Raw genomic sequence first — 14,232 nt, forward strand, 5'->3', positions numbered from 1 at the left:
GCTATACATTATCCTTATATTTCTCGCATAGACGCTTCGTCGTCCTTATAAGGACGACAAAGGCGTTAATGCTTGAAAAGCCATGCAGCGGATAGGATTCCGATTGCATGGCTTTTTTTATGTGGCGAATTGTGAATTGGGTAATGATCTATTTGATTTAGCAAAAAATTCCTTTCACCAGAAAAAGGTTTTTGATTTTTAATGGCGAATCTATTATGCTTAAGTGGTGAAAAGTGGGGTAAAGTGGGGATTCGGGGATTAGGGGTGGGAAAAAGGATGTTCATGGGAGAGTATCAACACAGCATTGACGACAAAGGCCGAATTATTATTCCGGCTAAACTCCGTGAATTGCTTGGAACCTCCTTTGTGACGACCCGTGGTCTAGACTCCTGTCTATTTGTTTATCCCATGGAAGAATGGGCAATCATGGAACAAAAGCTAAAAAGCCTTTCACTGATGAAATCAGATGCCCGTGCATTCAGTCGCTTTTTTTTCTCAGGCGCAACAGAATGTGTATGGGATAAGCAGGGAAGGGTAAATCTGCCGGCCAATTTAAGGCAGTATGCCAAACTGGACAAAGACTGTGTTATTCTGGGCGTTTCGAACCGGGTGGAAATCTGGAACAAAGAGCTATGGGAGCAGTACTTCGAACAGTCCGAGGAATCGTTCAACGAAATTGCCGAAAAATTGGTGGATTTCAATTTTGATCTATAAAAACACAATATCGAATACTGTCCTGGAGGGATGCAGCTTGTTTCACCACATCACGGTGCTTAAAGAAGAAGCGACAGAAGGGCTGCACATCAAAAAAGACGGAATCTATGTAGATTGCACTCTCGGTGGAGCAGGCCACAGCGCACTAATCGCTTCCAAACTTAGCGGCGAAGGCCGATTAATCTGTTTGGATCAAGATGATTGGGCTCTGGAGAACGCAAAAGAAAGACTAGCTGAATACGGAGATAAGGTTGTACTCATTAAGACCAATTTCCGTGATCTGGAGAGTGTACTTAAGGATGTGCCCTTTGTACCACAAAAAGATGGCATTCCCCAAGTGGATGGAGTCCTCTTTGATCTTGGCGTATCCTCTCCCCAGTTTGATGAGGGAGAACGCGGATTTAGTTACAATCATGATGCTCCGCTGGACATGCGGATGGATCAGACAGCGCTATTAACGGCTGCTGATATTGTGAATACGTGGTCTGAGCAGGAGATTGCCCGTGTGCTTTTCCAATATGGAGAAGAGAAGTTCTCGCGGAGAATCGCTAAGAAAATTGTAGACAGAAGAGAAGAAAGTCCTGTGGAGACCACAGGAGAATTAGCTGAGCTTATCAAGGAAGGTATTCCGGCGGCTGCACGAAGAACGGGAGGACATCCCGCTAAACGCAGCTTTCAAGGTTTACGGATTGCTGTAAACGACGAGTTGGGTGCTTTTGAAGAAGGATTACATAGCGCAGTACGTTGCCTTGCACCAGAAGGTAGAGTATCCGTTATCACTTTTCATTCGCTCGAGGACCGAATTTGCAAGCAAATACTAAGCAGCTATTTAAGCAGATGTACATGCCCGCCTGACTTTCCGTTTTGTGTATGCGGCGCGAAAGGCACGCTTAAGTTAATCAACCGCAAACCGCTTGTGCCTTCTGAGGAAGAGCTTGAGCTTAATACTCGAGCCCGCTCAGCTAAGCTGCGCATTGCAGAAAAATTGTAATTGACGATAAAGGAGAGTCAGAGATGGCCTATACCCGCGGCAATTTAGCAGTTCAGCCCAAAAGAAAAGAAGAAGTAAACCCCCTTTACCGCGAGAAGACAAAAGTAGTTACCAAACGAAGAGTACTTCCGCTGCAAGAGAAACTTTTGTATATGCTGACGCTAGGAGTATGCGTTTTAGTGGCTATCACCCTGATTTCACGTTACGTTCACATTTATGATTTGAACTTGCAGGCTCAGAAATTAGATAAGGATATAGCGACCGCTAAGAAGCAAATTTCCACGTATGAGATGGAGAAGCAGAATTTGGAGCAGAAGGTTGCCCAAAAGGCAAAGGATCTTGGATATGTAGCACCGGATGAAAATGCTACCATCTTTATTCCGGCGAATCCGATATCGACAGAAGGCGATAATTAGTGAGCGATTGGCAAGATCGCAATAAAAAAATTGTGAGGTTCGCTTATGGTAAAGAGAATAAAACTTCGCACGCTGTTTATAGGAGGGTGTATTACCCTCTTTTTTCTTGTTTTGATAGCTAGAGTCTTCTGGATTCAAGTTATGGAGGGTTCAGAATGGCAAGAAAAGGCTGCTACACTTTGGGCGCACACTTCGACTATCAAAGCCGAGCGAGGAACGATTTCTGACCGTAATGGGAGTGTGCTCGCAAGTGATGTCCCTGCTTATACTGTAGTTGTAAACCCGGCAGTCATTGCTGAAAAGGGAATTGGTGATGAGGTCGTCAAGGGATTGCATGAGCTACTCGGCAAGCCAGTAGATGAGCTGCGGAAGCTGATTGAGGCTAAAGGCGAGGATGGCAAATACCTCAAGAATCGTGAAATTCGTAATGAAGGCTGGAAGATTGATCAGGAACTTGCTGATAAGGTGAAAGAGTTTTATGTAGCCCTGGGTAAAGAGCATAAAATTCAAGAGACCGGGATTGGTCTGGTTAGAGAGCAGAAACGATTTTACCCTAAGGGTTCGCTTGCTGCACATATATTAGGCTACACAGATCGGGATGGCAAGGCGATTATGGGTCTGGAAAAGTCCCTGGATGCACAGCTTAAGGGTGCTGATGGCAAGCTGCTTTATCAAAGTGACGGTCAAGGGGTTAAGCTGCCGGATTCAAAAGATACCTATAAACCTGTAGTAAATGGCAGTAATTTCAAGCTTACCATCGACAGTACGATCCAGCAATATATACAAGCGGCCATGGAAAAGGCATATGCGCAATATAAGCCGAAAAGTATGAGTGTCATTGCCGCTGATCCGAATACGATGGAGATTTTGGGGATGGCGAATATGCCCACCTTTGATCCTAATAAGTATATGGATACGGGTGCTGATGCAGCGGGTTTCTACAACCATGCTATCAAATCAACTTATGAACCTGGTTCCACCTTCAAGATTGTTACACTTGCAGCAGCTGTAGAAGAGAAGCTTTTTGATCCCGTAGCAACATTTCTGTCAGGATCTATCAGAATTAAGGGCTACAGTAAGGCATTACATGATATTAATCGTTCCGGTTGGGGGCAAATAAGCTTCCTGGAAGGTGTGAAGCGGTCTAGTAACGTTCTTTTTGTAAAACTTTATGAAATGCTCGGACAAGATAGACTTTTACAGTATATTGATGATTTTGGCTTTAATGGGAAGACGGGAATCGATTTGCCAGGGGAAGCCAGTGGGGTCGTTAACCCTAACCTTGGACGTCCTATCGAAATTGCTACACTCGCATATGGGCATGGTAAAGTGCTAGTTACCCCACTTCAACAATTGGTTGCTGTATCTGCGATCGCCAATGGCGGGAAACTGATGACTCCATATGTGGTAAAAGAGGTTACGGACCCAAACACCGGAAATACTAAGGTTACTCAGCCTAGTGTAGTGCGTCAGGTGATTGATGAGGCAAGTGCCAAGCAAACAGGTGAATACTTGGAGCAGGTAGTTGCCGACCAAGTCAAAGGGACAGGACGGAACGCTCACATTGAAGGTTACCGTGTGGCGGGGAAGACAGGAACGGCTATTAAGGTTGAAGGTAAGGACTACGTGAAGTCCAAAGTATTGGTCTCCTTTATTGGTTATGCGCCTGTGAATGATCCGAAAATCGCTGTTATTGTTATTATTGATGAACCGAACGTTGAGGTTGGCGGCGGTAAAGCTGCAGCTCCTGTATTTAAAGAAATCGTATCGCAGTCACTGCAATACATGGGAGTTCCTAAATTAGCAACTGAAACTAGTGATAAGGACAGTAAAAAAACAGTTAAATCGGATGCACCTGTGCTCCGGACTACACCTGATCTGAAGGGGAAAACGATGAAGGAAGCAAGAGAGACGCTTCTGGATCAAGGATTTGATTTTGCTGTTGTCGGTGAAGAAGCTTCTGTGGAAACCCAATATCCAGAGGCTGGAACGAAGCTTTCTCCTGGCCAGCGTATCTACCTGTTAAGCAAGCAAGGGGACAAGCCTACTATTCCCAATTTGCAAGGAGAGTCGCTGCGCGATGCTCTTGAGGTTCTAACCCTTCTAAAAGTGGAGATAGCGGTAGAAGGCGAAGGATATGTGTCCGAGCAGATTGAAGGAACAAAAAATGGAAAACCACTACTTACATTAAAGCTGAAACCATTCAATGATAATAGTGAAGATGTTCCGGCAACTTCGTCTGCTGATGAGGGTACGGAATCGCAGAGTGGGCCATAGGCTTGTTCTAACCCCAGTTTGTCCCGAATAGTCATGAAGATAAGAGCTCATGTCTATAGGTGAAAGCGGGGGAGAACGGAATGAAGGTTTCGAAGGTCGTAACACGGCGGAGAATGCTATGGACGCTGCTGGGACTGGCAGTGTTATTCGGTTCGCTGGTCGTACGTCTTGCTTACGTGCAATTATCCCAAGGCGAGAAATTAAGTGACAAGGTAGAAGATTCCTTGCGCCGGAATATTCCTTTTACAGCCAAGCGTGGTGAAATTTTGGATCGTGAAGGTATACCGCTGGCCTATAATATCAGTACGCCTACGGTTTATGCGGTGCCTGTGCAGGTGAAGGAGAAGCAAAAGACAGCGCAGCAATTGGCGCCTCTACTTGGGATGACCGAGGAGAAGCTGATGAGCTTGCTGACTAAAAAATCAATGTCGGTGAAACTACAGCCCGGCGGCCGCAAAATTACGATGGAACTTGCCGCGAGCATCCGTGATTTGCAGTTGCCGGGCATCGTTGTCGCTGAGGATAGCAAAAGATATTATCCTTACGGCGATCTTGCCGCGCATATACTAGGCTTTACAGGTATTGATAACCAAGGGATTACCGGCGTCGAGAACATTTACGATAATTTACTTAAAGGAATAGCAGGCAATATTTCGTATTTGTCTGACGCAGGTGGAAGACTCATGCCTGGATCATCGGAGAAGTATTCTGCCCCTCAGGATGGGCTTAATCTGCAATTGACGATTGATAAACAGATTCAATCCATTATGGAACGTGAGCTGGATCAAGCTATGGTGAAATATCAGGCGCAGGGCGCTTGGGCTATAGCGATGAATCCGAAGAATGGTGAAATTCTGGCCATGGCTAGTAGACCGGGTTATGAACCGGGTCTATATAAGGAATATGATCCGCAGATCTATAATCGGAATTTGCCCATTTGGATGACCTACGAGCCTGGTTCGACGTTCAAAATCATCACACTTGCTGCAGCATTGCAAGAAGGTAAGGTAGACCTGCAAAACGATCATTTCTATGATCCTGGGTTTATCGAAGTGGCGGGTGCGAAGCTGCGCTGTTGGAAAAAAGGCGGCCATGGCAGCCAGACCTTCCTTCAGGTGGTTGAGAACTCCTGTAACCCTGGTTTTGTTGCTCTTGGGCAACGGCTGGGCAAAGAAACACTCTTCAAATATATTCGTGATTTTGGTTTCGGCAGCAAAACGGGAATTGATCTAAACGGAGAATCTAATGGGATTCTATTCAAGCTTAGTCAAGTAGGTCCGGTAGAGCTTTCAACTACGGCCTTTGGCCAAGGGGTCTCGGTTACACCAATTCAGCAGATTGCTGCGGTGTCCGCGGCTATCAATGGTGGTAATCTCTATAAACCACATGTAACAAAGTCATGGGTTAATCCGGAAACGGGAGAGACGGTATCAGAGGTGAAGCCTGAGCTTGTGCGGCAGGTGATTTCGGAGGAGACATCCAAGAAGGTGCGGGCAGCACTTGAGAGCGTAGTTGCCAAAGGCACGGGACGGCCGGCTTTTATCGACGGCTATCGTGTAGGTGGCAAGACGGGTACTGCACAGAAGGTTGTAAATGGACGTTATTCTCCGACAGAGCATATTGTTTCTTTTATTGGCTTTGCGCCGGCGGATGATCCACAGATCGTTGTCTACACTGCAGTGGATAACCCGAAAGGGATTCAATTTGGGGGTGTAGTTGCAGCTCCAATCGTGCAAAATATTTTGGAAGACTCGCTGCACTATATGAAGGTTCCTGAGCGCAGTGATCAGCTTCCAAAAACCTATAAATACGGTGAAACTCCGATTGTGACCGTGCCTGACCTTACAGGTGCAACCGTACAAGATATCTATGAGGATTTAAATATGAATTTTAATCTGGCGCGTTCAGGCTCTGGCAATACGGTCATCAATCAGGCTCCGAAAGCTGGGGCAAGAGTAGAACAGGGCTCAACCATCAGGATTTATATGGGAGCTTCTAGTGAATAATGATAAAGATATAAGGGTTCAGTTTGTATCCGAAAATGTAGAGTGAGGGATTACTATGAAAGTTAATGAATTATCTGCTTGTCTTGCTACTTCGCGTCTATACGGGGACGGGGAGGTGGAGATTACTGATCTTCAGATTGATTCCCGCCGTGTAAGTCCGGGTGATCTGTTTATCTGTTTACCGGGTCACACCGTAGACGGACATAAATTTGCGCCGCAAGCCGTAGCCTCTGGAGCATCTGCTATCGTATGTGAGCATAAGCTAGAGCTTGATATTCCACAGATCGTTGTGGATGACTGCCGTTTTGCGATGTCTGTCATGTCGAATGCCTTCTTTGGCTCACCTAGCAGCCGAATGAGAATGATCGGGGTTACGGGTACAAATGGGAAGACAACTACGACTTATCTTATTGAGCGAATTATGCAAGACCAGAATATGAAGACGGGTCTGATTGGGACCATTCAAATGCGCTATGACGGCAAAAGCTACCCTATGTCAGGGACCACTCCAGAATCACTAGATCTGCAGCGCTCGCTTCATGATATGGCCTCCAAAGGTGTGGAATGTTGCATAATGGAAGTCTCCTCCCATGCGCTTCAGCAAGGACGTGTGAAGGGTGCAGACTTCCGTACAGCAATATTTACGAACTTAACCCAGGATCATCTGGATTATCATCATACAATGGAGGAGTATCGGGCGGTTAAAGGTCTATTCTTCTCTAGACTAGGAAATGTGATCTCTCCTTGGAAAGAAGAACGCAAATATGCGGTGCTTAATGCTGATGATGAGGCGAGCCACTATTTTGCAACCCAAACTGCAGCGGAAGTGATTACATATGGCATTGATAACAACGCTAATGTCCGAGCTTCGCAAATCTCGATCACTGCAAAAGGAACTTTTTTCCATGTAGATACGTTTAAGGGTGAGACGGACATTTCACTTCGTATGGTTGGTAAATTCAATGTCTATAATGCACTTGCGGCGATTACGGCAGCGTTGTTGGAAGATGTGTCACTGTCAGATATCAAGACTAGTCTTGAAGCGATTGATGGTGTAGCTGGACGGGTGGAGTCAGTAGATGAGGGGCAAGACTATGCCGTTATCGTTGACTATGCACATACACCAGACGGGCTGGAAAATGTATTAAAAACAGTCTGCGAATTTGCTACAGGTAAAGTGCTTACTGTGTTTGGCTGTGGAGGAGATAGAGACCGCACGAAACGACCTTTGATGGGTAAGATTGCCGCAAAATATAGCGACATGGTATTCATAACCTCTGACAACCCTCGGACGGAGGACCCTGGGCTAATTCTGAAGGATATAGAAGCAGGGCTAGTAGAGGATGGAGTCACCTCTGACCAGTATCATATGATTGTTGATCGCCGAGAAGCCATTGGGAAGGCTATTGAAATGGCAAGCTCTGGCGATGTAGTATTGATTGCGGGGAAAGGTCATGAGACCTACCAACTGATTGGCGGAGTGGTTCACGATTTCGATGACCGCATCGTCGCTAAAGAAGTTATAAGGGGTCGAATCTATTGATTACAAGAACACTAGGACAAATTGCTGTGATGTGCGCAGGTGAAGTTCCTGCTGCTGAAACTGTGAATATAACTGTTACGGGCGTCGTTACTGACTCCCGTAAGATAACTACAGGTTGCCTGTTTGTTCCTCTAACGGGAGACAAATTCGACGGTCATCATTATGCAGCTACAGCGATTGCTGCCGGTGCTGCTGGGACCTTATGGCAGCGTGATAAAGGTCCTGCACCTGAGGGTGGCGGAGTCATTATTGTTGAAGATACGCTACAGGCGCTTCAGAAGCTGTCCGCTGCGTATTTAAATGAGGTCGCTCCGAAGGTTGTCGCTGTTACGGGGAGTAATGGCAAAACTACGACAAAAGATATCATTATGGCCATGCTCGAAATGCAGTACAAGGTGCACAAGACAGAGGGAAACTTCAATAATCATATTGGTCTTCCGCTCACGATTCTATCCATGGCTGAGGATACAGAGATTGCAGTGCTTGAAATGGGTATGAGCTCGCGGGGAGAAATTGCTCTGCTGGCTTCTTTGGCTGCACCAGATGTTGCAGTCATTACTAATATAGGTGAGTCGCATCTGCTGCAACTGGGATCCCGCAAAGAAATCGCCCGTGCCAAGCTGGAAATCGTCGAAGGGCTAAAGCCAGGGGGATTGCTAATTTATAACGGTGATGAACCGCTGCTGACTGAGGTAATGCAAGAGTCCGCTTTTGAGGCTCCGGAGGGGATGGTGTCCTTCCGTTTCGGTCTGAACGGAGATAATGATGATTATCCGACAGGGATGATGTCCCATAATGGTGGTATGACGTTTACGTCAAGCCTTCATAAGGAACATGCTTTTACATTACCGCTGCCAGGCCAGCATAACGTTGTCAACGCGTTGGCTGCACTAGCGGTTGCTCGCCATTTTGGAGTTACAGAACAAAATGTAGAGAATGGGTTAAGTAAGCTTAAGTTGACAGGTATGCGGATTGAAGTGATTCAAACTTCTTCCGGGCTTACCCTTTTGAATGATGCTTATAATGCCAGTCCGACTTCTATGAAGGCGGCCATTGATGTGCTTCAAACTATGAAATGCAGTGGCAAAAAAATCGCAGTATTGGGGGACATGCTGGAACTTGGGCCGGATGAAATAGAGTTTCATAAAGAAATTGGCTACTATCTAGACCCCGCAGTGACTGATTTTGTATATACCTATGGCCCATTGTCAGTCCATATTGCAGAAGCTGCAAAGGAAAGATTCGGAAACGAGCGTGTGCTGGCTTTTACGGATAAGTCAGAATTAACAGCCGTCCTTATCGGGAAAAGCAGCTCCAAGGATATTGTACTATTCAAAGGATCCAGAGGGATGAGGCTTGAGGAAGTTCTTCAGAGCCTGAGTAAAGAGATTAAAGAGACCTAAATAAATGGAGGGGGTGTACCCATGGATTATCAACTATTGTTATTGACTATTGCTGTTTCCTTTATCCTTGCGGTCATTGCCGCTCCGCTCTTCATTCCGCTACTGCGCAGGATGAAATTCGGACAGCAGGTGCGAGATGACGGACCGCAATCCCATTTAAAGAAAGCGGGAACGCCGACGATGGGCGGTATCGTAATCATCGTGGCTTTTACATTGGCTTATCTGAAATTTTCTGTGGTGAATAACGATTTCTACGTACTACTAGTGGCTACGCTTGGTTTTGGACTGATCGGATTTTTGGATGATTATATCAAAATCGTATTCAAGCGTTCTTTGGGCCTTACGGCGCGTCAAAAATTGTTCGGGCAGCTGTTGGTAGGTGCTGTGATGTGCGGTCTGCTGATTTCTGCAGGACATAGCACAAGCATCAGCGTTCCGGGTACTGATTTCAGCTTTGATTGGGGCGGCTTTTTCTACTATCCATTCATTATTATTATGATGATGGCCGTAACGAATGCTGTTAACTTTACCGATGGAGTAGATGGTTTGCTGTCTGGTGTAAGTGCTATTGCTTTGGCAGCTTATGCTGTTGTAGCGATGCAGGCTACGTCAATTGCAGCTGGAGTGTGTGCAGCGGCTATGATCGGGGCTGTTCTTGGATTTCTGGTCTTTAATGCCCATCCTGCTAAGGTATTCATGGGAGATACCGGTTCATTTGGTATTGGCGGTGCGATAGGTGCGATTGCTATTGTCACAAAGAGCGAACTGCTGTTTTTAATTATTGGCGGTGTGTTTGTGGTGGAAATGTTATCAGTCGTGATACAGGTGGTTTCTTTCAAAACCCGTGGCAAACGTGTATTTAGAATGAGCCCGATTCACCATCATTTTGAACTTGGTGGCTGGTCGGAATGGCGTGTGGTAATTTCGTTCTGGGCGGTAAGCTTGATATTAGCTGCTGTTGGACTATTTATTAGCAAGGGGTTGTAGCAAATGAAACATCCAGATATGTACCGTGGTGAAGAAGTTGTTGTGCTTGGACTCGCAAAAAGCGGTGTCCAGGTTGCTAAAGTGCTGCATGATCGAGGCGCTGTAGTTACGGTGAACGATAAAAAGGAAAGAGATCAAAGTCCCGAAGCTTCCGAATTGGAATCTTTGGGAATTTGTGTTATAAGCGGTGGGCATCCGGATGGACTGATTCATGAAGGCGTAAGTCTGGTCATTAAGAATCCAGGCATTCCTTATTCTGCGCCTCCTGTACAAAAGGCTTCTGAGCTTGGCATTGAAGTAGTTACAGAGGTAGAGGTTGCATACCGTCTTTGTGCAGCGCCGATAATTGGCATCACGGGATCCAATGGCAAGACGACAACGACGACCTGGGTAGGTCAAATGCTGGAAGCTGCAGGTATGAATCCGATTGTTGCAGGTAACATTGGCACGCCTCTCTGTGAGGCGGCGCAAGAAGCTACAGAGGATAACTGGATGGTGGTCGAACTCAGCAGCTTCCAGCTCAAAGGTACGGAGACTTTCCGCCCCAAAATAGGTTGTTTGTTGAATATTGCGGAGACCCACCTGGATTATCATGGCAGCATGAAGGATTATGTCGATTCCAAATCAAAGCTGTTCGCCAATCAAGTAGCTACGGATACGGCTGTGCTGAACTGGGACGATCCTTTTTGCCGGGAACTGGTACCATATGTGAAGGCTTCGATTCTCCCATTCTCTAGGTCTGAGGAGCTGACCTACGGCGTATTTGTTAGCCCGTCCTATATTACAGGTCAAGATGACGATCTGATGCGTCGCATTATCTATCGCAATTCTGCAGGCCAAGAAACAATCATTGCTGATGTAGATTCCATTAGCCTTCCGGGGCGTTTCAATGTGGAGAATGCACTTGCTGCATGTGGAATTGCCATTGCTGCTGGAGCAGACCCCTCTTTATTGGGTGATGTGCTTGCTTCATTTCGCGGTGTGGAGCACCGGCTGGAGTATGTAGCTGATAAGGCTGGAGTCACTTATTATAATAACTCCAAAGCAACTAACTCCAAAGCGACGATTATGGCACTAACATCCTTCCAGCGTCCCGTAGTGCTGATCGCTGGTGGATTAGATCGTGGCTCCGATTATATGGAACTGCTGCCAGTCCTGAGCGGCCGAGTCAAAGCGATAGTGGCGTTAGGGGAGACTAGGGACAAGCTAACAAATGTAGCACAGTTGGCAGGATTAAAGCAGATTATCTCCGTCGATAATGGGGAGAGTGCCGCTGCCGTGCTTGAGCAAGCTGTGCAGGAAGCTTCCGCTCTGGCGGAAGAAGGAGATGTTGTTCTTTTGTCTCCTGCCTGTGCAAGCTGGGATATGTTTACATCCTATGAAGAGCGCGGGTGTATTTTTAAAGAGGCGGTGCATAACCTTTAAGTAGGGGGGTGGATAAGCCCATCCCTACTACGGATGCAAGAGGTGTGCTCCTGATGAACAAAACTCGTCATGCTCCCGATATTTGGTTGCTGATTCCTATTCTATCTTTACTGGTGATCGGCATGGTGATGGTATACAGCGCCGGGTCCGTTCTGGGCTTCCGCAATTATGGAGATTCGTTTTACTTTGTGAAAAGACAGCTTTTGTTTGCAGGACTAGGCCTAGTCGCAATGTTCGTTACGGCGAATACCGATTACAGGGTGCTGAAAAAGCTGGCTAAGCCGGCACTTCTAATCTGCTTTTTCTTACTTGTTATTGTGCTTATCCCGGGTATTGGTGTAGTACGCGGGGGAGCGCGCAGCTGGCTAGGAATTAGCTCCTTCGGGATCCAGCCTTCTGAATTCATGAAGATGGGGATGATTCTATTCTTAGCCAATTGGCTAGGAAAAGAGGAATACGACATCACTTCCTTCACACGCGGCCTGCTCCCACCGCTTGCGCTCATTGGGTCAGCCTTCGCGTTGATCATGCTCCAGCCGGATTTGGGTACAGGTACTGTCATGTTTGGTGCAGCCTTGATGATGGTTTTTACAGCAGGGGCTAGAATGAAGCATTTACTTTCCCTTGGAGTAGCTGGTGCGGCAGGGTTTGTTGCTTTGATTGCAGCAGCGCCTTACCGGTTGCAGCGGATTACCGCTTTTCTTGATCCATGGTCCGACCCCCTTGGTGCAGGTTACCAGATCATTCAGTCGCTATATGCGATCGGTCCTGGGGGGCTCGGTGGCCTTGGATTAGGAATGAGTCGGCAGAAGTACAGTTATGTGCCTGAGCCACAAACAGATTTTATTTTTTCTATATTGGCCGAGGAGCTGGGGTTTATCGGTGGTTTGGCTGTGTTGATCCTATTTCTTATTCTAATCTGGCGCGGGATGAAGGTGGCGATGAGTCTGCCTGACCGTTTTGGAAGCTATCTGGCCGTTGGCATCGTCTGTATGGTGGCTGTGCAAGTCATTATTAATATTGGTGTTGTTATTGGTCTAATGCCTGTAACGGGCATCACGCTTCCTCTGATTAGCTATGGCGGATCTTCACTTACATTAATGCTAACATCCCTTGGCATTCTATTGAACTTATCCCGTTTTGCGAGGTGAAAGAGATGCGTATCGTATTAAGCGGCGGAGGCACGGGTGGACATATCTATCCTGCGGTCGCTGTTGCTAGGCAAATGGAGTTGGAAGATAGCAAATCTACCTTCCTGTATATTGGTGGAACGCGCGGCTTAGAGAGCAAGCTTGTTCCTCAAGAGAATATCCCTTTCAAATCTATTGACATCACTGGTTTTCGGCGCAAGCTATCCATAGACAATGTCAAGACCGTGATGCGTTTCTTGAAGGGTGTTAAGGCATCCAAAGAAATGCTAAGAGAATTCAAACCAGATGTTGTGATTGGAACAGGCGGTTATGTGTGTGGTCCAGTCGTTTATGCTGCATCCCGGTTGGGCATCCCTACTTTGATCCATGAACAAAATGCCATACCAGGTCTGACCAATCGCTTTCTGAGTCGGTATGCGAGTACAGTTGCCGTAAGCTTTGAAGGAACAGAGTCCTCTTTTCCGGGCAGCAAAAATGTGATCTATACTGGTAATCCACGTGCTACAACAGTTACTACAGCAAGCCCACAACGTGGATTCGCATCGCTGGGGATTTCGGATGGCAGTACAGTGGTTTTGGTGGTTGGTGGCAGTCAGGGGGCTAAGGCTATTAATAGAGCCATGATTGAAATGGCCCCTAAAGTGGGTAAGGGTAATGGTGTTCATTATGTGTATGTTACAGGTGAACCTTATTTCGAAGAGACACGGGCGGAATTACGTCAAAAGCTGGGTAGCTTACCAAACTGGTTGCATGTCCTTCCTTATGTTCATAATATGCCAGAGGTGTTGGCTTGTACCTCCTTGATCGTTAATCGGGCGGGAGCATCTTTTCTCGCTGAGATTACAGCGCTGGGTATTCCCTCTGTACTTATTCCATCTCCTAATGTGACGAATAACCATCAGGAGGCGAATGCAAGACAGTTGGAACGTGAAGGTGCTGCTGTGGTACTGCTTGAGAAAGATTTAAACGGCACGGCTCTATTTGAGGCGGTTCAAAAAATCATCGGAACTGAAGCCGTGCGTGAGGAGATGTCAGCGGCCTCCAAACGACTTGGTAAAAGAGATTCTGCGGCAGTAATCACAAGCGAGCTCCGAAGACTTGCAGGTAAGAAGTCTTAAGATATCATCGTTTTCCATACGGGTTTTCCTTATTGGCAGCTCTCTGTCACACACTTGGAGGAACGAACATAGGATAATCCTATAATCGTGACAATCACCCAGGACACTTCCAAACCTGAGATGTAGTGCAGGATATTCTTGAAATATAAGAAAGTATAAGTTTCACGTTATACATCATCCTTATATTTCTCGCTTAAACGC

11 protein-coding genes are annotated in these 14,232 nt (G+C 46.5%); all 11 read left to right on the forward strand.

The window, feature by feature from the left end:
* Window positions 1–276: 276 nt before the first annotated feature.
* Entirely contained in the window at window positions 277–714 is a 438-nt protein-coding gene (mraZ, locus tag CA598_RS20160; protein ID WP_036683674.1) for a division/cell wall cluster transcriptional repressor MraZ, read from the forward strand.
* Between the two features lie 37 nt (window positions 715–751).
* The gene (rsmH, locus tag CA598_RS20165; protein WP_042190866.1) at window positions 752–1,705 is read left to right on the forward strand and encodes a 16S rRNA (cytosine(1402)-N(4))-methyltransferase RsmH; all 954 of its coding nucleotides are present in this window, start codon (window positions 752–754) and stop codon (window positions 1,703–1,705) included.
* Window positions 1,706–1,728: 23 nt separating this feature from the next.
* A complete protein-coding gene (locus tag CA598_RS20170; RefSeq protein WP_094873081.1) occupies window positions 1,729–2,121 on the forward strand; it encodes a septum formation initiator family protein in 393 nt (130 codons plus the stop codon).
* Between the two features lie 45 nt (window positions 2,122–2,166).
* Window positions 2,167–4,398 (forward strand): penicillin-binding transpeptidase domain-containing protein, encoded by a 2,232-nt coding sequence (locus tag CA598_RS20175; protein ID WP_094877668.1) that lies wholly within the window; start codon window positions 2,167–2,169, stop codon window positions 4,396–4,398.
* 80 nt (window positions 4,399–4,478) lie between these two features.
* Window positions 4,479–6,404, forward strand: coding sequence for a stage V sporulation protein D (locus CA598_RS20180; RefSeq protein ID WP_076284763.1), 1,926 nt, complete (start codon window positions 4,479–4,481; stop codon window positions 6,402–6,404).
* A 55-nt stretch (window positions 6,405–6,459) separates the two neighbouring features.
* The gene (locus CA598_RS20185; RefSeq protein WP_094877669.1) at window positions 6,460–7,947 is read left to right on the forward strand and encodes a UDP-N-acetylmuramoyl-L-alanyl-D-glutamate--2,6-diaminopimelate ligase; all 1,488 of its coding nucleotides are present in this window, start codon (window positions 6,460–6,462) and stop codon (window positions 7,945–7,947) included.
* A complete protein-coding gene (locus tag CA598_RS20190) occupies window positions 7,944–9,350 on the forward strand; it encodes a UDP-N-acetylmuramoyl-tripeptide--D-alanyl-D-alanine ligase (RefSeq protein ID WP_094873076.1) in 1,407 nt (468 codons plus the stop codon). Before CA598_RS20185 ends, CA598_RS20190 begins: the two co-directional genes overlap by 4 nt.
* A 21-nt stretch (window positions 9,351–9,371) precedes the next feature.
* Window positions 9,372–10,337 (forward strand): phospho-N-acetylmuramoyl-pentapeptide-transferase, encoded by a 966-nt coding sequence (mraY, locus tag CA598_RS20195; protein WP_042190854.1) that lies wholly within the window; start codon window positions 9,372–9,374, stop codon window positions 10,335–10,337.
* Window positions 10,338–10,340: 3 nt separating this feature from the next.
* Window positions 10,341–11,762: a UDP-N-acetylmuramoyl-L-alanine--D-glutamate ligase gene (gene murD, locus CA598_RS20200; RefSeq protein ID WP_094877670.1), complete on the forward strand. Its 1,422-nt coding sequence runs from the start codon at window positions 10,341–10,343 to the stop codon at window positions 11,760–11,762.
* A 53-nt stretch (window positions 11,763–11,815) separates the two neighbouring features.
* Window positions 11,816–12,913, forward strand: a complete 1,098-nt coding sequence (spoVE, locus tag CA598_RS20205; RefSeq protein WP_042130238.1) for a stage V sporulation protein E — start codon at window positions 11,816–11,818, stop codon at window positions 12,911–12,913.
* Between the two features lie 5 nt (window positions 12,914–12,918).
* On the forward strand, window positions 12,919–14,031 hold the full coding sequence (gene murG / locus CA598_RS20210; protein ID WP_094873073.1) for an undecaprenyldiphospho-muramoylpentapeptide beta-N-acetylglucosaminyltransferase: 1,113 nt from the start codon (window positions 12,919–12,921) through the stop codon (window positions 14,029–14,031).
* Window positions 14,032–14,232 lie beyond the last annotated feature (201 nt).

It is taken from the genome of Paenibacillus sp. VTT E-133291 (genome assembly GCF_002264395.1).
Classification (GTDB): Bacteria; Bacillota; Bacilli; order Paenibacillales; family Paenibacillaceae; genus Paenibacillus_AQ; species Paenibacillus_AQ nitricinens.

Excerpts from the sequence above, each read along its gene's own strand:
- murD (WP_094877670.1), top strand. The coding sequence starts at position 10,341 with ATGAAACATCCAGATATGTACCGTGGTGAAGAAGTTGTTGTGCTTGGA.
- CA598_RS20175 (WP_094877668.1), top strand. The coding sequence starts at position 2,167 with ATGGTAAAGAGAATAAAACTTCGCACGCTGTTTATAGGAGGGTGTATT.
- CA598_RS20180 (WP_076284763.1), top strand. The coding sequence starts at position 4,479 with ATGAAGGTTTCGAAGGTCGTAACACGGCGGAGAATGCTATGGACGCTG.
- spoVE (WP_042130238.1), top strand. The coding sequence starts at position 11,816 with ATGAACAAAACTCGTCATGCTCCCGATATTTGGTTGCTGATTCCTATT.
- CA598_RS20185 (WP_094877669.1), top strand. The coding sequence starts at position 6,460 with ATGAAAGTTAATGAATTATCTGCTTGTCTTGCTACTTCGCGTCTATAC.
- mraZ (WP_036683674.1), top strand. The coding sequence starts at position 277 with ATGTTCATGGGAGAGTATCAACACAGCATTGACGACAAAGGCCGAATT.
- murG (WP_094873073.1), top strand. The coding sequence starts at position 12,919 with ATGCGTATCGTATTAAGCGGCGGAGGCACGGGTGGACATATCTATCCT.
- mraY (WP_042190854.1), top strand. The coding sequence starts at position 9,372 with ATGGATTATCAACTATTGTTATTGACTATTGCTGTTTCCTTTATCCTT.
- CA598_RS20170 (WP_094873081.1), top strand. The coding sequence starts at position 1,729 with ATGGCCTATACCCGCGGCAATTTAGCAGTTCAGCCCAAAAGAAAAGAA.